The organism is Clostridium sp. C2-6-12 (assembly GCF_009928485.1).
Classification (GTDB): Bacteria; Bacillota; Clostridia; order Clostridiales; family Clostridiaceae; genus Clostridium.
This window is the reverse complement of record NZ_JAABNP010000042.1, coordinates 25,386-46,302: the sequence shown is the minus strand read 5'-3', so window position 1 is coordinate 46,302 and position 20,917 is coordinate 25,386. Positions and strand designations below refer to the sequence as shown.

Genomic DNA, 20,917 nt, shown 5'->3' with positions numbered 1-20,917 from the left:
CCGATGGTACTGCACGGGTGACTGTGTGGCAGAGTAGGACGTTGCGAGGTAAGATAAAAAGATAGTTTTAGTGACTATCTTTTTTTATTTTATTTGTAAGCAAGTATAAAGTTTTTGAAGGCTGAAAATTAGAATTCCTCTAAATTTCAGCCTTTAAATATTTGCAAATTTATGACTTATTTATGTGTAATTAAGATGTATTTAAAATGACAATAATTTATTAAGGGAAGTATATATAATTGAATCTTTATTAGGACTCTTTAGCCACTTATCTTGAATTATAGTATATTTACAGCAGTTAGATTTACTTTTTAAATACGTATAAATAATTTGGGATTCATCTATTTCTTCTCGACCTACTTCTATTGAATTTGATATAATTTCATCATTGAAGTAAAATAAAATCTTATTTTTCAGGATAATTTTCACTTTTTCCGAATTTAAGTCATCTATTATGTACTTTTCTTCAAACAATACTTTATTCCCATTTATAAGAAAAAGCTTAATCAGGTTATTACTTAAAGGTTCTAATAGAACAATATTTTTGTTTTCTTTAGTAAATTTAACAACGTCTGATTTGCCAATCAAATATTTAACAGCAGTTATGTAATCTCTATATTTTGCAGCACTTTCAAAATCATATTTTTCAGAAGCAGTGTTCATTATATTTTCCATTTTATTAATAATACTTTTATCAGAACCGTTAATAAGGTTTATTATCTCGTTTAATATATCAACATACTGTTTTGTAGGAATATTATCTGAGCACATTCCAATACATGATCCCAAAGAATAATTAAAGCAGACTGATGTTTTTTTTATTTTATTATTACATAGTATTCTGCAACATTCTTTAATCCCACCAAGGCCTCTTTCTAATGTATTTTTATTTGTATAAGGTCCGAAATAAATATTTCCATCATCTTTATCTATTTCATTTGATATTTCTATACTAGGATATTTCCCATGTATTTTTATTTTAATATAAGAATAAGCCTTTGGACTTTTTAGTTGTTTATTGTAAATTGGCTTTATTTCTTTTATTAATTTGCACTCCAGCATAAAGGCTTCAAACTCTGTATCAGTAAGAATATATTCAAAATCTTTAAGGTTTTGAATTAATTTCAAAACTTTAGGTGAATGTGATTTGGAATTTTGAAAATATGATCCAACTCTATTTTTTAAATTCTTTGATTTCCCAACATAAATCACACTATTAAGAGAATCTTTCATAAGATATACACCAGGACTAGATGGAAGTACTTTTACTTTATATTTTAAACTCACCCTATTTCCTCCTAAAAATGATAACTACATGATCATTGGTTAAGCAATAGTTACTTTTATATAAATATAGCTTTATTCATTTTACTACTATATTTCATCCTTTCATAGATAAATATATTAATTTATAAATTCATAATAATAGGAAATTAGAGTAAAAAGGATGTATAATATAATTTGAGTATTAGCATCTAAGGAAAGAAAGGAATAAATAATATGAAGCTATATGGCAAATATTTTAAAAAATATAAAAATCCATTTTTAATAGCAGTTTTTTGTGTTGCTTTAGAGGCAATTTGTGATTTGCTTGGTCCTACATTTATGTCTAATATTATTAATAATGGAATTGAACAAGGATCACTTTCAAGGGTTTATTATTGGGGAAGCCTTATGCTTATGGTTACTGGGATTGGAGCATGTTTTGCAGTTACAAGAAATATTTTAGCAAGTAAAGTATCGCAACGCATGGGAGCAGATCTTAGATATGATTTATTTAAAAAAATTATGAATTTTTCTGAAGGAAGTGCAGATAAAATTGAAAGTGGTTCTCTTATTACACGTATGACTAATGATACGGCACAAATTGTACAATTTGTAAATGGAATAATGAGAATTTTTTTGAAAGCACCTATCACATGTGTTGGAAGTATTATTTTTGCTACAATGCTTAATTTTAAATTAAGTCTGATAATATATGGATTGGTTGCAATAGTAGGCTGTTTAATTATAATTAGTATGAAATTAAGCTATCCTCGTTTTTTTGAATTACAAAAAGCTATGGACAAGGTGAATTCTGTTGTACAGGAATATCTTATTGGAGTACGTTTGATTAAAGCCTTTGGAACATATGATAAGGAAACTGAAAAATTTGAAAGAGCAAATATAAATTTAATGGAAAAAGGTATAGGAGCTCAAATAATTGTCACTTTAATTTCACCACTTATAACACTTACAGTTGGAGTTGGAACAATAGTAGTAATTTATGTTGGAAGTGTTTTATTTACCTTAAATATTGCTAATCCAGGAGATATTACAGCTTTTACAATTTATATGGCTCAAATACTTATATCATTGATTATGATAACTAATATTTTTAATACGTTTGTTCGAACAAAAGCTTCTACAGCTAGAATTAAAGAAGTGTTTGATTCAGAAGAAGATTTTTTACATACTGGAAAAATAAAAAAATTAAATGGTTCAATAGAATTTAAAGAGGTAACTTTTGCATATCCTAATGGCAGTGGAGTACCTGCCATTAGTAATTTATCATTTTCAATAGAAAGTGGCCAAAGTTTAGCTATAATTGGACCAACTGGTAGTGGTAAATCTACAGTAGCTTGGCTTCTTTTACGTTTTTACGATGTAAATAGTGGAAAAATACTTATTAATAATCATCATATAAAAGAATTAGATATTGATTCGGTTCGTAATAATATAGCTATTGTACCGCAGAAGCCAATGCTCTTTTCAGGATCTGTTGCTGATAATATTAAATGGGGAAATACAGAGGCCTCAAATGAGATGATACATGATGCAGCTGCAAAGGCTCAGGCTGATTTTGTTGAAAAAATGAATGGTGCTTATGAAAGTTTATTAGGAAGTGCCGGAGTTAATATTTCTGGAGGACAAAAGCAGCGTATATCAATTGCCAGAGGTGTACTTAGAAATTCAGCTGTACTTATACTAGACGATGCAACTAGTGCTCTAGATGCTGTAACTGAAGCTAAAGTTCGGGAAAGTTTAAGTTCAAAAACAAGAAATCAAACTATAATTACAATTACTCAGCGATGTGGGACTGCCATGTTTGCAGATAAAATTTTAGTTATGGATAATGGAATGAAGGCTGGTTATGGAACTCATAGTGAGCTTATGAAAACTTGTGAAATATATAAAGATATTTATAGAACTCAAATAGAAAGCAGTAAGGAGGTGTAGTTTATGTTGCAACAATTTTCTAAAGCAGAAGTAAAGGGGCCATCTATTGGAGGAAAACCAATTGGAGGAAATAGAAATAGATTTGCACCAACTGCAAAACCTAAAAACACTAAGGGTACCTTAATGCGTATTATAAAAATATATATGCGCTGGGCAAAAGCAATAATAGCAGCAATTATACTAACAATTTTTTCTTCATTAATTTCCGTTGCAATTCCTTATTATATAGGAAAAACTTTCAATACGTTTAAAATTGAAACTAGAACAGTAGAAACAGAAATGCTCAGACATTTTTTAATAATAATTATTTTTCTGTATATTATAAATTGGATCATCTCATTGGCTAATGGATTTATTATGCTTAAGATTTCACAAAAGCTTGTATTTGTAATTCGTTCAGAATTTTTTGAGAAGATGCAGAGACTTCCCTTGAAATTTTATGATACACGTTCTCATGGTGATACTATGAGCAGAATTACAAATGATGTAGACAATATTAGTTCAACCATAGCTCAGACAACTACACAATTAATAGCAAGTATTTTAACAATAGCAGGTTCTTTTGTTGTTATGATATATTTAAATTTATGGCTTACTCTTGTTGTCTTATTAAGCATTCCATTTGTAACCATTTTAACACGAGGAATTGTATCAAAAAGTCGTAAATATTTTTCAGCTCAGCAAAAAAGTCTTGGATCACTTAATGGTATAATCGAAGAAAATATACTAGGATTGAAAATGGTTAAAGCTTTTAGTAAGCAGAAAGATATTTTAGATGAATTTAAAGAAATTAATGAAAAATTATGTGAAAGCAGCAGCAAAGCACAAATATGGTCTGGATATATGATGCCTATCATGAATGTCATCAATAATTTTATTTTTGCAGTTGTAGCTATTGTTGGTGGTATATTATCAGTAGGATATGGTTTATCAGTAGGAACTGTAGTAAGTTTTTTGAGTTATTCAAAACAATTCTCACAGCCAATTAACTCTATTGCTGGTATGTTTAATACTATTCAATCAGCTCTTGCAGGAGCAGAAAGGGTTTTTGAAATTTTAGATAATGAAGAAGAGCCAGAAGATATTGAGGATGCAGTTTATATAAAAAATCCTAGTGGTCAGGTTATATTTGAAAATGTAACTTTTTCTTATGATAAATCAAATATTATATTAAAAGATATAAACTTTAAGGTTAATGCAGGTGAAACTGTAGCTTTAGTAGGAGAAACAGGGGCAGGAAAGACTACTATTGTAAATCTGTTAACACGTTTTTATGATCCAGATAGCGGTAAAATTCTAATAGACAATGAACCAATTACAAATATTAAGCGAACCAGTCTTAGAAAATGTTTTTCAGTAGTTTTACAAGATACCTGTCTTTTTACTGGCTCAATTATGGATAATATTCGATATTCAGAAAAGAATGCTACTGATGAGGAAGTTATAAAAGCAGCTAAAATAGCTCATGCTCATGATTTCATTCATAAATTGCCTAAGGGATATAATACAATGGTATCCGGAGCTACAGATAACTTAAGCCAGGGACAGCGTCAGCTTATTTCTATTGCCAGAGCGGTATTATGTGATAGCCCTATTTTAATTTTAGATGAAGCTACCAGTAGTGTCGATACAAAGACTGAAAAAGATATTCAACAGGCCTTGGTTAGTTTAATGAAAAATAGAACAAGCTTTTTAATAGCACATAGACTTTCTACAATCAGAGATGCAGATCATATTATGGTCATTGGAGAGGGAAAAATATTAGAAAGTGGAAATCATAAGAGTCTTATGAACGCTAAAGGAAAATATTATAATATGGTAATTAGCCAAATGGGAAATCTAGAACAATCTAAATAGAAAAATTAAAGAAATTATAAATATACAAATTTATAAGCAAGGAGTGTTTCAATTGTATATAAGTGAAACAAAAATTACAGTGAGGTATGCTGAAACAGATCAAATGGGAATTGTACATCATTCTAATTATTTGATTTGGTTTGAAGCAGGAAGGACAGATTTTATAAAGGAAAGCAATATAAGTTATACTGAAATGGAGCAGGAAGGAATCTTAATTCCTTTAGCTGAAAGTAATTGCAAATATATTATTGGTGCAAAATATGAAGATGAATTAATTATTAAAACTTGGGTTAAGGAATTAACACCTGTTAAAGTAGAATTTAATTATTCAGTTATTAGAGAAAAAGATGAAAAAGAAATTGCTAAGGGAAGCACTTTACATGTTTTTGTAAGCAAAGATTTCAAAATAATTAATTTGAAAAAAAGCAATTTAAAAATATTTGAAAAACTAAAAGCATTAACATAAGAAAATATTAAGGAGGATACTATTTATGAAACATATACTTTGCTATGGGGATTCTAATACATATGGATTTAATCCAGAAAATCATGAAAGATATGATTATAGTGAGCGCTGGACAGGAATTTTACAAAAATTATTAGGATCTGACTATAGAATTATAGAAGAAGGGTTAAATAGTAGAACTACAGTATTAGATGATCCTTATGATATTTTAAAGAATGGGAAAACATATTTAACTCCATGCATTAAATCACATTATCCTTTGGATTTGGTTATTATAATGCTTGGATCAAATGATATGAAAGAAAGATATCATGTTCCAGCATGTGATATAGCTAAAGGAGCTGGCATTCTTGCAAAAATGGCGCTTAATATTACAGCAGAGGAAAATCCTAAAAATATACCAGCAAAAGTTTTGCTAGTATCTCCAACATATATAGGTAAAACTATTATGGAGTCTGAATGTGGTGAAGGCTTTGGATATATGAGATCCTATGAAATTTCCAGAAAATTAGCTCCTAAGTATGAGGAGATAGCAAGAAATTTAGGTATTGAATTTATGGATGCAGCTTTAATTACAGAACCATCTGAAATTGATGCATTGCATCTCACAAGAGAAGGGCATAAACTTTTAGGAGAAGCTTTTGCCAAGCATTGCCTTGAAATATTAAGTTAAATAAAAATATTCTTAATAATTATCTATTATTTAATGTAAATATGAAAATTGTATATAAAATATAAAACCAAGGGATTAGCTTAAAAAATTATTAAAGACTAATCCTTTGGTTTATAGTTTTTTTAAAGAGAACAGACTAGATTTTCAACATGTCCTGGAACCTTTATCTTTCGATAAATGTTTGAGATTATTCCATTTTCATCTATCACAAAAGTGCTTCTTTCGATTCCAAAAACTTTTTTTCCAAACATAGTTTTTTCTTTTAAAACTCCATAAAGATTACAAACTATTTCTTCTTCATCAGATAATAAAAGAAAAGGTAAACCATATTTTTCAATGAATTTATCATGGGATTTAAGAGAATCTCTGCTTACACCTATTACTACTGTATCTTTTTCATTAAATTTATCAATTAAACTTTTAAAATCTTGAGCTTCTTGAGAACAAGCTGGAGTATTATCTTTTGGATAAAAATATAAAACGACTTTTTTATTTAAATAATCACTTAATTTATGTTCTTTTTTGTCAGAGCCTATTAAGGTAAAATCAGGTGCTTTCATACCTTCTTTTAAGATAGAATTTTCCATTAACTTCCCCTCCTTTATTTATTAATTATATTACTAATTATTATCTATCAATATTCAATATTTGTAAAGTTCAATTGCCATATTTAATATTAAAAATTTTCATGAAATTTAAGTTTATGAATATAATTAAGTAGATTTTAATTTTAGTGCTATTAAACTGGAGGAAAATATTTAATGGAATCAAATAAAAAGCCTTTGAAAAATGCAGATAAGCTTTTTATTAATGGTATAATTTACAGCATCAATAATAAAAATAAAATTTATCAAGGAATGGCTGTTAAAAATGGCGAAATAATAGGTTTAGGAAGTAATGAAGATGTAAAGAAGTATTCTAATGAGAAAACAGAAATAGTTGATTTAAAGTTCAAAGTGGTATTGCCTGGTTTTATTTTTGCACATGGTAATTTACCAGAGAAACTTATGATTAACAAAGATGAGTTATCTTTATTTGAAGGAAATAATCCATGGCAATATTTAAAAATGATTCAGAGTTATGTTGATTCTCATCCAGAAGAAGAAGTAATTTATGGTTTAGGGTGGAATTGGATAAGTTTCGAAGGAACACCAAATAATAAGTATGGATATTTAGAAGTATTTAAAGGGCCTCATAAAAATTGGCTTGAAAAAATAGAAACTCAAAAGCCAATAGTATTAAAATCTTTTGACAATCATGCTTTATGGTTGAATACTAAGGCTTTTGAGTATTTTAAAATAACTAAGGACACAAAGCCACCTATTGGTGGAATAATAGAATTAGATGAAGAAGGAGAATTATGGGGAACTCTTAAAGGAAATGCTATATACTTAATTAATACAGATAGTTTAAAAGAATATAGTGATATGAAATATTTAAATACATTTATAAAATTTCAAAATAAGTTACATTCTTATGGTGTGACTTCCATAGGTCTAATTGAAGAAAAAAGAATATCCCTAGAAATATATAGAAGACTTGAAATAACCAATAAGCTTAAAATAAAAGTAATTTATGGTATTACAATAATGCCTTATGAGGTATGCAGGCAAACAATATGTGAGCAAATACATCAGCTAAAAAGGAATAAAATAATATATGAAACTGATTTATTTAGTATATCAATAGTAAAGTTTAATTTAGATGGAATTATTGGTATTGGAACTGCATATTTGTTTAAGGATTATGAAAATCAGAAAAAATTAAATATTTCTAATGGATTGCTTATGTGGGATATGGTAGAGTTTAAAGACGCAATAGGAATGGTAAATAGATTAGATTTTAATACTATAATACATGCATCTGGAGATTTTGCTTGTAAATTGGCAGTGGATTGTTTAGAGTATTCTGTTAATAACAATGTCAAGAACAAGTGCAGAAATTCGTTAATAGGTTTAGAGTTAATAACTAAATATTATATAAAAAAGCTGAAGTTATTCAATATAAATTCAATAATAAAACCATTTTGGTTCAATAAAAGTAATGAGTTAGAAGAAAGTGAAATATTATTTATAGGAGAAGAAAGGGCGCAGAGAGAATACCCAGTAAAATCCCTAGTGGATAATGGAGTTGTTACAGCTGGAGGTTTTGATGAAGAAATATCGGGTGAATTAAATCCTTTGAATGCCATTGAATCAGCTGTAATACGTAATTTATATGATTTTATTCCATCTGGATATCCTGAAAAAATAAATTTTAATGACATGAGATATAGATTAAATCCTAGTGAAAGAATATCTATATTAGAAGCAATTAAAATGTTTACAATTAATGGAGCTTATGTATTAGGTAAAGAAGATCAAATAGGTAGTTTAGAAATTGGGAAAAAAGCAGATTTTATTGTATTAGATAAAAATATATTTGAAACAGAACCATTAGATATACATGAAATTAATGTTGTTCAAACATATTTTAATGGAGAATTAGTATATTTAAGCGAATGAAATTAGTTAGCAAAATAGCCTGGTTATAGCATATAAATGTTATTTAAACAGGCTTATTTTTATCAAAACAATAATTATAAGGTTAAAATAATGTAAATATGGAATATTTTTTATTGACAAGTAATAGAAAAAATAGTAACATCAAATCATAGTAAATCTATCATGTATATATGAATATTGTAAATATAAAATTAATAAAAAGACATTAATAAGCAATTTATAAAAAAGAAAATGGGGGCAAAAATTATGAGTAACAATGAAAGAAAATTAAAATTCGAAACATTACAATTACACGTAGGACAGGAACAACCAGATCCAGCTACCGATTCGAGAGCAGTGCCAATATACCAAACAACTTCATATGTATTTAAAAATTCAGCACACGCAGCAGCAAGATTTGGACTAGCTGATGCAGGAAATATATATGGACGTCTAACTAATTCAACACAAGATGTTTTTGAAAAACGTATTGCAGCTTTAGAAGGTGGAGTAGCAGCACTTGCTGTAGCTTCTGGGGCAGCAGCAATAACATATGCGCTGCAAAATATAACAAAAGCGGGAGATCATATAGTAGCAGAAAAAACTATATATGGTGGATCATATAACTTATTAGCACATACTTTCCCTAATAACGGTGTCACAACAACTTTTGTAGATCCTGATAATTTATCAAATTTTGAAAATGCAATCCAAGAAAATACAAAGGCAATATTTATTGAATCACTAGGAAATCCAAATTCCAATATTATAGATGTTGATGCACTTGCAGAAATTGCACATAAGCATAAAATCCCACTAATTGTTGATAATACATTTGGAACTCCATTCCTCTTCAGACCAATTGAACATGGAGCAGATATAGTTGTTCACTCAGCTACTAAGTTTATAGGTGGGCATGGAACATCATTAGGGGGAGTAATTGTTGATTCTGGAAAGTTTGATTGGATAGGATCAGGAAAATTCCCACAATTAAGTGAAGCAGATCCAAGTTACCATGGAATTAAGTTTGCAGAAGCAGTTGGTTCAGCAGCATATGTAACTAGAATCCGTGCTGTTATATTAAGAGATACTGGTGCTTGCATAAGTCCTTTCAATGCATTTATATTATTACAAGGATTAGAAACACTTTCTCTTAGACTTGAACGTCATGTTGAAAATGCACTTAAAGTAGTTGATTTCTTAAAGAATCATTCAAAAGTTGAAAGAGTTAATCATCCATCATTGGCAGAAAGTCCTGATAATGAATTATATAAAAAATATTTCCCTAAGGGAGCTGGCTCTATCTTCACTTTTGAAATTAAAGGTGGAGCAAAAGAAGCGCAAGATTTCATTGATAAATTAGAAATATTCTCTTTACTTGCAAATGTTGCAGATGTTAAATCTTTAGTTATACACCCAGCAAGTACAACTCACTCACAAATGAACGAAACTGAATTATCAGAGTCAGGAATTAAGCCAAATACAATTCGTCTTTCTATTGGAACAGAGCATATTGATGATATAATTTATGATTTGTCACAAGCTTTTGAAAATTAGACACATTTTAGATAAAAGTTGCTATACACAAAATTAATAATTATAAAGCAACTTAAATTTAATCATATATAAACTCCTAATAAATTAAATAGAATTTTATAAATTAAATAAAACAAGAAGTTGAACTACTTCGAATAAGAGTTCAACTTCTTGTTTTGTATTGAAAAATAGAATCAATGTAATATTAAATTTTTCATTCTATAATCACTTGGATAGCTACCTACGTTTGATTTAAATACGCGACTAAAATAGAAAGCATCTTTATACCCCACCAATTCTCCAACTTTTTGAATTTCCAAATCAGGTTGATTAATTAAGAGAAGTTTAGCTTCGTTAATACGTATTTTTGTAATATATTTTATTGGTGTTTCACCAATATGTTTTTTAAATATTTTGCTTAAATATTCATTGGTGAATCCAAACTTATCAGAAAGCGTAGTTAAGGAAGTTATTGAGGAGTAATTACTGCGAAGATAATTTTCCATTAATTTGCTTAAATCTTCTGGTTTTAAACTATGAGGATCAATTGAAAATGAAGAGATTTCCTTATTTTCTGAGTCAAGAAGAACTAAAATATTCTGTAAGGCAGCATTAAGCTCTTCAATTTTAATTGGCTTTAGAAGAAAATCTTTAGCCCCATATTTCAATGCTGATTGAGCATATTTAAAATCATTATATCCGCTTAATATCATTGTCTTTATATGAGGATGATTTTTATGAATATATTGAATTAATTCTAATCCATCAGATTGGGGCATTTTTATATCTGTAATTACTAAAGAAGGATATAATTCTTCCACAAGAGAAATGGCATTTTCACCATTACTGGCTTCACCAGCCAATTCTAATGGGATGCCCAAAGAATCAATTTTCTTTATTATATTTTGCCTAATTAAGTGTTCATCTTCTGCAACAATATATTTATATTTGTGTATACTGTTCATAAAATTCCTCCTTATTTAAATAAATTGGACCTCCAATTGTAAATATGGTTTTTCCTTTTTGAGAATTGTCCATTTTAAAAATAGCATGATCATCATATAGGAGGTGTAACCGTAAATATACATTTCTAAGACCCATTCCCCCTATTTTTAAATTCTTTAATTCTTCATTCTTATTCATATTTTCAAAATAGGATAAAAGTTTGTTTTTATTTTCATCACTTAGGCATCCCCCATTATCTTCAATATTTATTAACCACTTTTCATCTTCTATTCTTGAACTTAATTTTAAATTCCAAGGAGGAGAAGAACTAAAGCCATATTTAAAAGCATTTTCAACAATAGGTTGTACTATTAACTTTGGAATTAAAATATCTTTTGTTTCTTCTTGAATACATGAATCGTAAATGAAATCATTTCCATATCTCATTTTCATACATTCAATATATTTTTCTGTGTACAAAATTTCTTGTAAAAGGGGTACAGCAGTTTCATCAGTAGTTGAAATGTATCTAAAATAATCACACAAGGCATGGCAGATTTTTATAATATCTTCATTCATATTTTCTTCAGCCATAATGCTTATATTGGTTAAGTTATTATATAAGAAATGTGGATTTACAAGAGATTGAGTTGCCTGTAATTTGGCTCTTGTTTCTTCTGATTTTAATAACAAAATTTCATGAGAAGAATCTTTTAGCTTACTATACATATCTTGAAATGACTGAAATAATTCGGAGATTTCAAGCACATTAGTATTGATAGAAGTAAAAATGGATTCGTTTTCATTTAATACCCTATTTATTGTTACTTTTTTTGTTGCACTTGTCAACTTGCTTAAAGGATGAGTAAGACGACTTGAAATGATAAAGCATAAAAGTAAAGTGAAGAAAATTGAGATAACAATAATAACAACAAAGACTTCTTTAAAGGAATTCAATGATTTAAAAACAACTTCTTTAGGTTCGCTAGTTACGATTGTCCAATTATAAGAATCAATTTTTTGATATGACATAAGTACGCTTTCTTTATCGTTAATATCAATAAAGTAACCAACAGAGGGAACTAAAGAACTATTCTTTATAATGTTTATATAATTTGTGTTAATAGCTTCTGTAGAAGTATATGGATAAATCAATTCATTTTTTTCATTGTATATATAAAATGAAGTAGAGGGATTTTTTTGTTTTAGCTCTGAAATTAAGGAAAAGATCACATCACAATCTTGCAACACTTCTACAATTCCTTCTGGTTCATTGCTGCTATTAAAAAATACACGAGTTAATGAAAGAAAGTCATTGCCAGATATATTTTTGCTTTTTTTAGGATTGTTCAATAAGTTATTAGTGTTTAAGGAAATATTTTTAGCACCATTTTTATTAATAGTCTCATTATACCATGGTATATTTTGCAGATTTGTATATGTAACACCCTGAAAATATCCAGAGCCAATACAAGTTCCATTTAGTGTATAGAGATTGACTTGGGAGGCTGATTGAAATGGGCCGATAATTGCAGTAATTATATCATATATAGCTAAAACGTTTTCTCTATATGGAAAAAATTTTTCTGGTTCAATTGTATCAGCATTATTTTTTGCAAAGCTGGTAAAATTCTTTTTAATTGCATTAGAATATACTATATTCATAGATATTGTTGACATATTATTTAATTCTGTAGATACTGAGTTGTGAACAGAAGCACATAGAGTTTCTGACTTTGTAGTAGCATCTTTATAGATATTCTGACTGTAAAAATAGTAAAAACAAATAAAAAATAAAAATAGCAACATGGTAATAAGAAGTCCATAAGCAAAAAATAAATATACTTTTTGAGAATAATAAAATCTTCGATTCATTACAATGCCCCTTTCAAAAAGTATTATATATGATTGTTCAAAAAAGTGCAAAAGGAAATTCTATTTTGTCTATGTCTAATAAAAAAGGACAATGGTATTATAAACATGTACTTTATGTAAAGCATATCATTAAGTGGGGGCGATAAATAGTGAATTTAATATACTTAAATACTAATTTATTATTTATCAAAAGATTATAAATATCATACATTCAAAATTATAAAAGTGGAGGTATACATTTATGAGAAAGCGTTTAGTTAAATTATTAAGTGCACTATGTGTTACAGTTATGGCAGGAGGTGTACTTGTAGGATGTGGAGGAAGTTCAACGGGGAGTTCAAGTGATTCTAAGTCTTCAGGGGAAAAGGTTACATTGACATTTGGATCACATCAATCTGGACTACCAACATCAGGTGTTGTGCAAGAATTAGCAAAGGAATATGAAAAAGAAACAGGTGTAAAAATTGATTTTCAAATTTCACCAGATGCACAATGGCGTGATTTATTAAAAGTAAAATTAGACTCAGGGGAAGCTCCTGACATTTTCTGTGCAGATGCAGATCCATTAAATCTTGTAACAAGAGTAAATCCAGAAAAATATGTTGTAGATGTATCAAATGAAGAATGGGTAAAGAGAATGGATAAGAACGTTCTTCCTTCAATATCTTATAAGGATAAGGTTTATGGAATAACTTTCCCAGGAAAGAAGATGTATTTCTATGTATATAATAAAGAAATATTTGATAAATTGGGCTTAAAAGTTCCAACCAATTATGCTGAATTTAAAAATGTGTGTCAAAAGATAAAGGATTCAGGAGTGACTCCAATTTTTGAAGGAACACAAAATGGATGGCATCAAGTACTTCCATTATTTGAAACAGGAGCTATGTATCAACAAAAACATCCTGATTTATATAATAAACTTAATAAAAATGAAGTTGATTTAGATGCTATACCTGAATTACAAACTATTATAAGTCAATTAAAAGAATTTGCTGATTTAGGTTTCTACGGAGATAGCTACTTAAGTAATTCAGTAGAAAATGCTAAGGAAGCAATGGCAAAAGGAAAAGCTGCAATGTTCATATCTGAATCAGCATGGAGAAATGAAGTAAAGGCGGATTTCCCAGACTTTGATACAAACAAATTAGGAATATTTGTGATGCCTTGGGGAGATAACCAAGCAATAGGTGTAAACCCAGCAAGTAATGCATATTTTATTAATAAAAATGGAAAACATGTAGAACAAGCAAAGAAATTCTTTGACTTCTTAGCTAAACCAGAAAATTTACAAAAACGTTTAGATGGTCAACCTGGATTATCAGAATTATGCTGGCCTGAAATTAAATCTAAATATTCAAAGGAAGACCAAGCATATATCGACTCATTACAAAAAGGAATGGTTGTTCAAGCTGGTGTTAAATATATAGATAGTCAATGGATGGATGTTGGTAAAGATTTAGAAGCTATGTACACTGGATCTCTAACTCTAAAACAAGTTTTAGAAACAATTATGAATAGAAGAAAAGAACAAGCGCAATTACAAAAAGATCCTGATTGGAATAAATAATAATTATAAATTATAGGTATTAAGGTTTCTAATTTCTAGAAATCTTAAGCATAAATAAAATAACAAGTCAGCATGATAGGATATTTTAAGCTAAACATTAATTTCATTTTCCCCTATTTAATAAGTTATATAAATATACGTTTATAAGTTTAGCGGAAAATATGTATACCATATTGAACTTGTTATTTTATTTCATATGCCACAATTTATGAAAATGGAGGAGTTAAGATGGACAGAAAAAAGTTATATCCGTGGTATTTTACAAGTGGCGCACTCGTAATATTTTTTTTACTTTGCTTTTTACCAGGAATTATAGGAATAATGTACTCTTTTACTGATTGGAATAACTTTACAGATAAAATTGATTTTGTAGGTTTAAAGAATTATACAGAAGTATTAAAAGGGAAACCAGAATATAGATTATATTTATGGAACACAGTTACCTTCACAGCAGTAACAACAATAATGAAGACTGTAGTAGGATTGGCTTTAGCGTTATTATTAACTCAAAAGGTTATAAAATTTAAAAATTTTCATAGAATGGTTATTTTTTCACCACAAGTAATGTCTTATTTGGTAGTGGGACTTGTTTTTAAGAGTATGCTTCATCCCGATACAGGTTTTATAAATAATTTTTTAAAATCTGTTGGATTAAATTTTTTAGCAATGAATTGGTTAACTGATCTAAAAATTGTTTTTGCAACTGTTATGTCGGTAGATACTTGGAAGGGAATGGGATACATAATGGTTGTTATTATAGCAGGATTAATGTCTATTTCCCCTGATTATTATGAAGCGGCAAATATTGATGGAGCTAATTTCTGGCAAAAATTTCGTTTGATAACTTTGCCACTATTAAAACCTATTATTATAAATGTAACTATTTTAAATGTAACTTATGGATTTAGAGTATTTGACATGATTTATTCCTTAACAAATGGTGGACCGGGTAATGCAACAGGCGTTATAAACACAGCTGTTTATAAAGAATTCTCAAAAGGTAATTATGCAATGGGTACAACCTTATCTAGTATATTATTCTTTGCTTTATTGTTCTTGTTATATTTCATTATCAAATCTATGGAAAATAAGGAGGTAGAGGCATAATGGTCAATTTAAAGAAATCAGCTGGTAATATAATAAGTAATGTTATTGCAGTAATTATAAGTTTGATGGTGCTAATACCCATAGTAGTTTTATTCCTTAATTCTTTTAAGACTCAAGGGGAGTCAAATAAAATGTCTCTTTCTCTGCCTAAGGAATGGATTTTCTCAAATTATAAAACTGTAATTGAACAAGGAAAATTAATATCTTCATTCTTTAATAGTCTTCTGTATGCTACTGCCAGCGTTTTGATTATTGTAATAGTAGTAGCCGCAGCAGCTTTTGTAATAGCTAGAAATCGTAAGGGAATTAATAATATTATTTATTATTTTATTCTATCTGGCATAGCTATACCAATTAATAATGTTGCATTAATGAAAGTTTTACAAGCTTTAGAACTTGTAAATACAAGAGTAGGAATAATTCTTGTATATGCTGCGATAAATATTCCTCTTAGCTTATTTTTGTCTTATGGCTTTATTTCAACAATTCCTAGAGAAATTGATGAAGCAGCAGTAATTGATGGATGTGGACCAATTAAATTATTTGTTAAAATAATTCTTCCATTATTAAAGCCAATTGTTTCAACTTTATTTGTTTTAAACTTTATGGCTGTATGGAATGACTTTACAATGCCTCTTTACTATTTAAATAATTCAACAAAATGGCCAATGACTTTGGCAGTTTATAATTTCTTTGGAGCTTTTGAAAATTCATGGAATTTAGTTAGTGCAGATATTATATTAACATTACTTCCTGTATTGGTGGTATTTATATTAGGTCAAAAATATATTGTTGGAGGAGTTGCAGCAGGATCTGTGAAAGGTTAAGAGTATTAAAAGTTTTAATAATTTTTTCTGAAAATAGAATATTGTATAGCACAGTATTATAGAAATAATTTTAGTGAATTAGAGAATTTAATTTGCTAAAATTATTTTTTTATTATTTAGTTTTGAATTATGTTATTGTATTATATCTATATTATTTTAGTGAATACAGGTTTTGCATTTAGTGGAAACTATAATTAAAATAATATATATGAAAAAAAGTTATGATGAACTATAATTAAAAATAAGATGTAATTTCAAAATTAATGAAATTATTAATAAAAGACTGCAAAGGTTAAGGAGGATTAACATGGAATTAAATTGGAGTTTAAAAGAAATATATAAAGGATTTAATAGCGAAGAGTTTATTAGTGATTTACAAAAGCTTACTGAAGTTATAGAAGATATTAACATATGGGCGGTAGAAGTTATTAAAGACAAAGAAGATTTAGTTAAGAAGTTAGAAGAATATATTAATAAATTTACAGTAATAACAGAACTATCAAATAAATTAGATATTTTTATAAATCTTAGTTTAAGTGTTAATACAAAAGATAATGATGCATTAAAGTATTCAGATATATTAGAAAAGAAGCTTACAAATTTAGTTGAAAGTTCAGCTAAGCTAGAAAGATATATAAGCAGCATTGAAAATATAGACAGTGTAATAAATGAATCAGAATTACTTAAAGAGCATGAGTTTATTTTAAAAACTGTTATTGAGCAAAGTAAATATCTTCTTAGCGATAGAGAAGAAAATATAATAGCAAATATGAAAAATACAGGTTCAAATGCGTGGGTTAAGCTTAAGGATAATTTAATATCTACATTAAAAGTGGAAATTGAACAAGATAATGAAATTAAAGAATTACCATTAACAGTTGTTTTAAATATGGCCTATGACAAGGAAGGTAGTGCAAGAAAGAAAGCTTATGAGGCAGAAATAAAAGCTTATAAAAAAGTAGAAGAAGGTGTGGCAGCAGCTTTAAATGCTATAAAAGGTGAAGTTCTAACTATTTGTGATTTTAGAGGATATAAATCAGTTTTGGAAAAAACACTTATAGATTCAAGAATGAACGAAGAAGCATTAGAAGCAATGTTTTCAGCTATGAAAGAAAGTCTTCCTTCATTTAGAAAATATTTGAGAAGAAAAGCAGAAATGTTAGGCTACAAAAATGGTCTTCCATTTTATGAATTATATGCTCCTGTATGTGAAGCAGATATGAAATTCACTTATGAGGAAGGAACTAAATTTGTAGAAAAGAACTTTAGAACTTTTAGTGACCATTTGGGGGATTTTGCAAGAAAAGCTATAGATAATAAATGGATAGATGTTAAACCTAAAGAAGGAAAAGTTGGTGGAGCATTTTGTGAAAACTTACATTTCATTGGTGAAAGCAGAATACTATTAAACTATGGAGAAAATTTTGGAGATGTTGTAACACTTGCTCATGAATTAGGCCATGGTTTCCATGGAGAATGTTTAAATGATGAAACTATTCTAAATTCAGATTATCCTATGCCTATAGCTGAAACTGCATCTACATTCTGTGAAACAATAATTAAGAAAGCAGCAGTAAAAGAAGCTAATAAAGATGAAGCATTAGCAATTCTTGAAACTGAAATAAGTGATTGTACTCAGGTAATAGTTGATATATATTCTAGATTTTTATTTGAAAAGTCTTTCTTTGATGCTAGAAAAGAAAGTGCTTTAAGTGTTGAAGAAATAAAAGAACTTATGATAAATGCTCAAAAAGAAGCCTATGGAGATGGATTAGACTCAGAATTCTTACATCCTTATATGTGGACTTGGAAGCCACATTATTATGATGCTGATTATAATTATTATAATTTTCCATATGCTTTTGGATTATTATTTGCTAAAGGTTTATATGCTGAATATCTAAAAAAAGGTCAGTCTTTTGCCAGGGATTATGAAAAACTTCTGTCTATTACAGGAAAAAATAAGTTAGCAGATGTGGCAAAGGTTATGGGCATAGATATTAATAGTAAAGAATTCTGGAAAAATTCTTTGAAAACTGTAGAAGAAGATATAAATAAATTTATTGAACTTAGTAATAAATAGAATGTAGAAATACTTTGAGAAGAGTAAAATTTGAAGCTGTAACATTAAATTTTAATTCTTCTCAAAGTTAAAAGCTAAGCAGGAGGAGATGAAAATGAAGATATTTTATAATTCAGCAACAGGTAATTCTTTATATGTTTCTAAAATAATAAAAGAGCAGTTTGAAGAATGCGAATTAATTTCTATGAGTAAAGCATTAAAAGAAAATAAGCTTACATATACTGATGAAGAAATTGGTTTTGTATATCCTATTCACTGCGGAGGATTACCTATTGTAGTCTATGAATTTATTTCAAAGGTAAAAGTAAATAGCAATGCATATATTTTTGCAGTTGGAGTTACTGGTGGCGGAGGAGCAGACGATAGTTTTGCTCAAATAAATAAAATATTATCTAATAAAATAAGTAATTATTGTACCATTAAATATATTTCAAACTATATAAAAATGGGAAGAAATCCAGGAGAAGAAAGAGCAAAAGAAGCAATAAAAGCAAATGAAGGTATATTATCAGAATTCATAGAATCTATTGAGAAGAGAGAAGTTAAATCAAAAGAATTTAAAACAGGAATAATGAATTTAGGATATAAGCTTTGGAAGGATTTTTATAAGAAAAAAGATAAAAATTTTAATGTAAATGATAAATGTATTGGATGTAAAATGTGTGAAAAAGTTTGTCCAGTTAGTAACATAACTATGGAAAATAAAAGACCTAAATGGAATGGTAAATGTACAGATTGCATGGCATGTATAAATATCTGTCCAAAAGAGGCAATAAATATTGGAAAAGCTACTATTAAAAAGAGTAGATATTTTAACCCATATATTAAGAAGGAAGAATTATTGGAAAGTAACTAAAATGATAAAAGTTATTAACTAATTGAGAGAAATAAATATAATTTTTCTCAAAGATTAATCTTAGGAGGAAACTATGAAAAATTCATTTTATTATGATACTAAGATTGGAAGAATGGAAATAGAGGAAAATGGAGAGGCAATTACTAGAATTCATTATGTCCCAAAAGATATTGAAAAAGTGACTAATGGAGAAGAAACAGCTTTGTTGAAAGAAGCAATTAAGCAGCTTAACGAATATTTTGAAGGGAAACGCAGTGGATTTGATTTGCCATTAGCACCAGAAGGAACAGAATTTCAAAAGAAGGTATGGAATGCTTTAAGAGAAATTCCATTTGGAGAAACTAAAAGTTATGGAGAAATTGCAAAGATTATTGGAAATGAAAAGGCCTCAAGAGCAGTTGGAATGGCTAATAATAAGAATCCAATCATGATTGTAATACCATGCCATAGAGTAATTGGTGCAAATGGAAAGTTGGTTGGGTATGCAGCTGGATTAGAGGTAAAAGAAAGTTTACTTAATTTAGAGAAAAATTACAATAAATAGCTAAGAAATTTTTATTATTGATTTTTTTATAATGTGATTAAAAAATGAGGCCAAGTATTATAAATAAAAGGTTATATCTCAATTTCAATAAGAATTTTGAGATATAACCTTTTTATAGTTTTATGTAAGTTAATTTTTTATATTTCTTCTACATGTTGATATTTTCTTGGTCATCAGTATTTGATAAAAATTTATTTTCCAATTCTGCAAAGATAGCTTTATCATAAAAATAGAAAATAATGCATATCACTGTAGGAATAAAACTTAATAATACAATTGATACATATCTTAATACATAGTAACTTAGAATAATAACAGCGACCTTTAATATGGTTACTGGGAATTTTTTGATAGTATAATAAAGTGATAATACTATTAAATCTTTTAACTTTAATTCAAATCTAGAGTTTATGGCAAAAGCATAAAATCCAACAATTATTGAAATTACAATTAGAGCAATAAAAATCATATATATTCCATTTCCAGGTGAATTTAAATAAAAATATTGAAAATCAATAAATAATATTGTAATAAGAATAAGTTCAGTCATCCATAACTTTATATTTGACAAAAAATTAGTTTTATATGTATTCCAAAAATATGAAGAAAAATAAATATCTTTTTCACGAATTATTTTTCCAGTGGTGGAATATAGTGCGCCTAAGGAAGGCCCTAAAGGTATTAAAGCTATAAAGCATAAAAATACACTAAAAATATCTGGAGATATTGCAGTAAATATAGCAAATAATATAAGCAATGTATTACAAATGGTTGTGTATGCGCTACTCAATACAAAGGCAATAACATAATTTGATATTGAGTAAAGTGGTTTATCATAAAATTCTTTTTTCATAAGCTGAATCGAGTCCTTTCTTG

Annotated in this window: 17 protein-coding genes; 12 read left to right on the top strand and 5 right to left on the bottom strand. The window is 28.1% G+C overall.

The annotated features are described in order from the left end of the window. Positions 1-201: 201 nt before the first annotated feature. On the bottom strand, positions 202-1,287 hold the full coding sequence (locus tag GXK56_RS23985; RefSeq protein ID WP_160692226.1) for a GIY-YIG nuclease family protein: 1,086 nt from the start codon (positions 1,285-1,287) through the stop codon (positions 202-204). A gap of 213 nt (positions 1,288-1,500) precedes the next feature. Between GXK56_RS23985 and GXK56_RS23980 the strand changes: the two genes are divergently transcribed. From GXK56_RS23980 to GXK56_RS23965, 4 genes are read left to right on the top strand one after another with little or no spacing between them, the layout of a single operon-like run. Next, positions 1,501-3,219 (top strand): ABC transporter ATP-binding protein, encoded by a 1,719-nt coding sequence (locus GXK56_RS23980; RefSeq protein WP_160692224.1) that lies wholly within the window; start codon positions 1,501-1,503, stop codon positions 3,217-3,219. Positions 3,220-3,222: 3 nt separating this feature from the next. Further along, positions 3,223-5,076 (top strand): ABC transporter ATP-binding protein, encoded by a 1,854-nt coding sequence (locus GXK56_RS23975; RefSeq protein ID WP_160692222.1) that lies wholly within the window; start codon positions 3,223-3,225, stop codon positions 5,074-5,076. A gap of 52 nt (positions 5,077-5,128) precedes the next feature. After that, positions 5,129-5,542: a thioesterase family protein gene (locus GXK56_RS23970; RefSeq protein ID WP_160692220.1), complete on the top strand. Its 414-nt coding sequence runs from the start codon at positions 5,129-5,131 to the stop codon at positions 5,540-5,542. A 25-nt stretch (positions 5,543-5,567) separates the two neighbouring features. Continuing rightward, positions 5,568-6,215 carry an SGNH/GDSL hydrolase family protein gene (locus GXK56_RS23965; protein ID WP_160692218.1) on the top strand — a complete coding sequence of 216 codons (648 nt, stop codon included), beginning with the start codon at positions 5,568-5,570 and terminating at the stop codon, positions 6,213-6,215. Positions 6,216-6,337: 122 nt separating this feature from the next. Here the strand turns inward: GXK56_RS23965 and GXK56_RS23960 are convergent, their stop codons facing one another. Further along, on the bottom strand, positions 6,338-6,802 hold the full coding sequence (locus tag GXK56_RS23960; protein WP_160692216.1) for a peroxiredoxin: 465 nt from the start codon (positions 6,800-6,802) through the stop codon (positions 6,338-6,340). A 174-nt stretch (positions 6,803-6,976) separates the two neighbouring features. On the opposite strand from GXK56_RS23960, the gene GXK56_RS23955 reads away from it, so the two are divergent. Further along, positions 6,977-8,719, top strand: coding sequence for an amidohydrolase family protein (locus tag GXK56_RS23955; RefSeq protein ID WP_160692214.1), 1,743 nt, complete (start codon positions 6,977-6,979; stop codon positions 8,717-8,719). 246 nt (positions 8,720-8,965) lie between these two features. After that, positions 8,966-10,255 (top strand): O-acetylhomoserine aminocarboxypropyltransferase/cysteine synthase family protein, encoded by a 1,290-nt coding sequence (locus GXK56_RS23950; RefSeq protein WP_160692212.1) that lies wholly within the window; start codon positions 8,966-8,968, stop codon positions 10,253-10,255. Between the two features lie 173 nt (positions 10,256-10,428). Here GXK56_RS23950 and GXK56_RS23945 read toward each other — a convergent pair whose 3' ends face one another. Together GXK56_RS23945 and GXK56_RS23940 are read right to left on the bottom strand one after the other, a co-directional pair. Further along, positions 10,429-11,199 carry a response regulator gene (locus GXK56_RS23945; protein WP_160692210.1) on the bottom strand — a complete coding sequence of 257 codons (771 nt, stop codon included), beginning with the start codon at positions 11,197-11,199 and terminating at the stop codon, positions 10,429-10,431. After that, positions 11,177-13,054, bottom strand: coding sequence for a sensor histidine kinase (locus GXK56_RS23940; protein WP_160692208.1), 1,878 nt, complete (start codon positions 13,052-13,054; stop codon positions 11,177-11,179). The genes GXK56_RS23945 and GXK56_RS23940 overlap by 23 nt, the downstream gene beginning before the upstream one ends. Positions 13,055-13,295: 241 nt before the next feature. Here GXK56_RS23940 and GXK56_RS23935 point away from each other — a divergent pair, with 241 nt between their 5' ends. The 6 genes from GXK56_RS23935 to GXK56_RS23910 all read left to right on the top strand — a co-directional run bounded on the left by GXK56_RS23935 (position 13,296) and on the right by GXK56_RS23910 (position 20,041). Then, positions 13,296-14,624: an ABC transporter substrate-binding protein gene (locus tag GXK56_RS23935; protein WP_160692206.1), complete on the top strand. Its 1,329-nt coding sequence runs from the start codon at positions 13,296-13,298 to the stop codon at positions 14,622-14,624. Between the two features lie 228 nt (positions 14,625-14,852). Further along, the gene (locus GXK56_RS23930; RefSeq protein WP_160692204.1) at positions 14,853-15,731 is read left to right on the top strand and encodes a sugar ABC transporter permease; all 879 of its coding nucleotides are present in this window, start codon (positions 14,853-14,855) and stop codon (positions 15,729-15,731) included. Continuing rightward, positions 15,731-16,558 carry a carbohydrate ABC transporter permease gene (locus GXK56_RS23925; RefSeq protein WP_160692202.1) on the top strand — a complete coding sequence of 276 codons (828 nt, stop codon included), beginning with the start codon at positions 15,731-15,733 and terminating at the stop codon, positions 16,556-16,558. Before GXK56_RS23930 ends, GXK56_RS23925 begins: the two co-directional genes overlap by 1 nt. Positions 16,559-16,865: 307 nt before the next feature. Further along, positions 16,866-18,641 (top strand): M3 family oligoendopeptidase, encoded by a 1,776-nt coding sequence (locus GXK56_RS23920; RefSeq protein WP_160692200.1) that lies wholly within the window; start codon positions 16,866-16,868, stop codon positions 18,639-18,641. Between the two features lie 94 nt (positions 18,642-18,735). After that, entirely contained in the window at positions 18,736-19,497 is a 762-nt protein-coding gene (locus GXK56_RS23915; protein ID WP_160692198.1) for an EFR1 family ferrodoxin, read from the top strand. 73 nt (positions 19,498-19,570) lie between these two features. After that, positions 19,571-20,041 carry a methylated-DNA--[protein]-cysteine S-methyltransferase gene (locus tag GXK56_RS23910; RefSeq protein WP_160692196.1) on the top strand — a complete coding sequence of 157 codons (471 nt, stop codon included), beginning with the start codon at positions 19,571-19,573 and terminating at the stop codon, positions 20,039-20,041. A 148-nt stretch (positions 20,042-20,189) separates the two neighbouring features. Here GXK56_RS23910 and GXK56_RS23905 read toward each other — a convergent pair whose 3' ends face one another. Next, entirely contained in the window at positions 20,190-20,894 is a 705-nt protein-coding gene (locus GXK56_RS23905; RefSeq protein ID WP_160692194.1) for a DUF624 domain-containing protein, read from the bottom strand. Between the last annotated feature and the right edge of the window lie 23 nt (positions 20,895-20,917).

What these genes read in the sequence shown, in the direction of transcription:
- GXK56_RS23975 (WP_160692222.1), top strand. Translation starts at nt 3,223, where the DNA reads ATGTTGCAACAATTTTCTAAAGCAGAAGTAAAGGGGCCATCTATTGGA.
- GXK56_RS23980 (WP_160692224.1), top strand. Translation starts at nt 1,501, where the DNA reads ATGAAGCTATATGGCAAATATTTTAAAAAATATAAAAATCCATTTTTA.
- GXK56_RS23965 (WP_160692218.1), top strand. Translation starts at nt 5,568, where the DNA reads ATGAAACATATACTTTGCTATGGGGATTCTAATACATATGGATTTAAT.
- GXK56_RS23910 (WP_160692196.1), top strand. Translation starts at nt 19,571, where the DNA reads ATGAAAAATTCATTTTATTATGATACTAAGATTGGAAGAATGGAAATA.
- GXK56_RS23960 (WP_160692216.1), bottom strand. Translation starts at nt 6,802, where the DNA reads ATGGAAAATTCTATCTTAAAAGAAGGTATGAAAGCACCTGATTTTACC.
- GXK56_RS23915 (WP_160692198.1), top strand. Translation starts at nt 18,736, where the DNA reads ATGAAGATATTTTATAATTCAGCAACAGGTAATTCTTTATATGTTTCT.
- GXK56_RS23935 (WP_160692206.1), top strand. Translation starts at nt 13,296, where the DNA reads ATGAGAAAGCGTTTAGTTAAATTATTAAGTGCACTATGTGTTACAGTT.
- GXK56_RS23925 (WP_160692202.1), top strand. Translation starts at nt 15,731, where the DNA reads ATGGTCAATTTAAAGAAATCAGCTGGTAATATAATAAGTAATGTTATT.
- GXK56_RS23905 (WP_160692194.1), bottom strand. Translation starts at nt 20,894, where the DNA reads ATGAAAAAAGAATTTTATGATAAACCACTTTACTCAATATCAAATTAT.
- GXK56_RS23920 (WP_160692200.1), top strand. Translation starts at nt 16,866, where the DNA reads ATGGAATTAAATTGGAGTTTAAAAGAAATATATAAAGGATTTAATAGC.
- GXK56_RS23955 (WP_160692214.1), top strand. Translation starts at nt 6,977, where the DNA reads ATGGAATCAAATAAAAAGCCTTTGAAAAATGCAGATAAGCTTTTTATT.
- GXK56_RS23940 (WP_160692208.1), bottom strand. Translation starts at nt 13,054, where the DNA reads ATGAATCGAAGATTTTATTATTCTCAAAAAGTATATTTATTTTTTGCT.
- GXK56_RS23930 (WP_160692204.1), top strand. Translation starts at nt 14,853, where the DNA reads ATGGACAGAAAAAAGTTATATCCGTGGTATTTTACAAGTGGCGCACTC.
- GXK56_RS23950 (WP_160692212.1), top strand. Translation starts at nt 8,966, where the DNA reads ATGAGTAACAATGAAAGAAAATTAAAATTCGAAACATTACAATTACAC.
- GXK56_RS23945 (WP_160692210.1), bottom strand. Translation starts at nt 11,199, where the DNA reads ATGAACAGTATACACAAATATAAATATATTGTTGCAGAAGATGAACAC.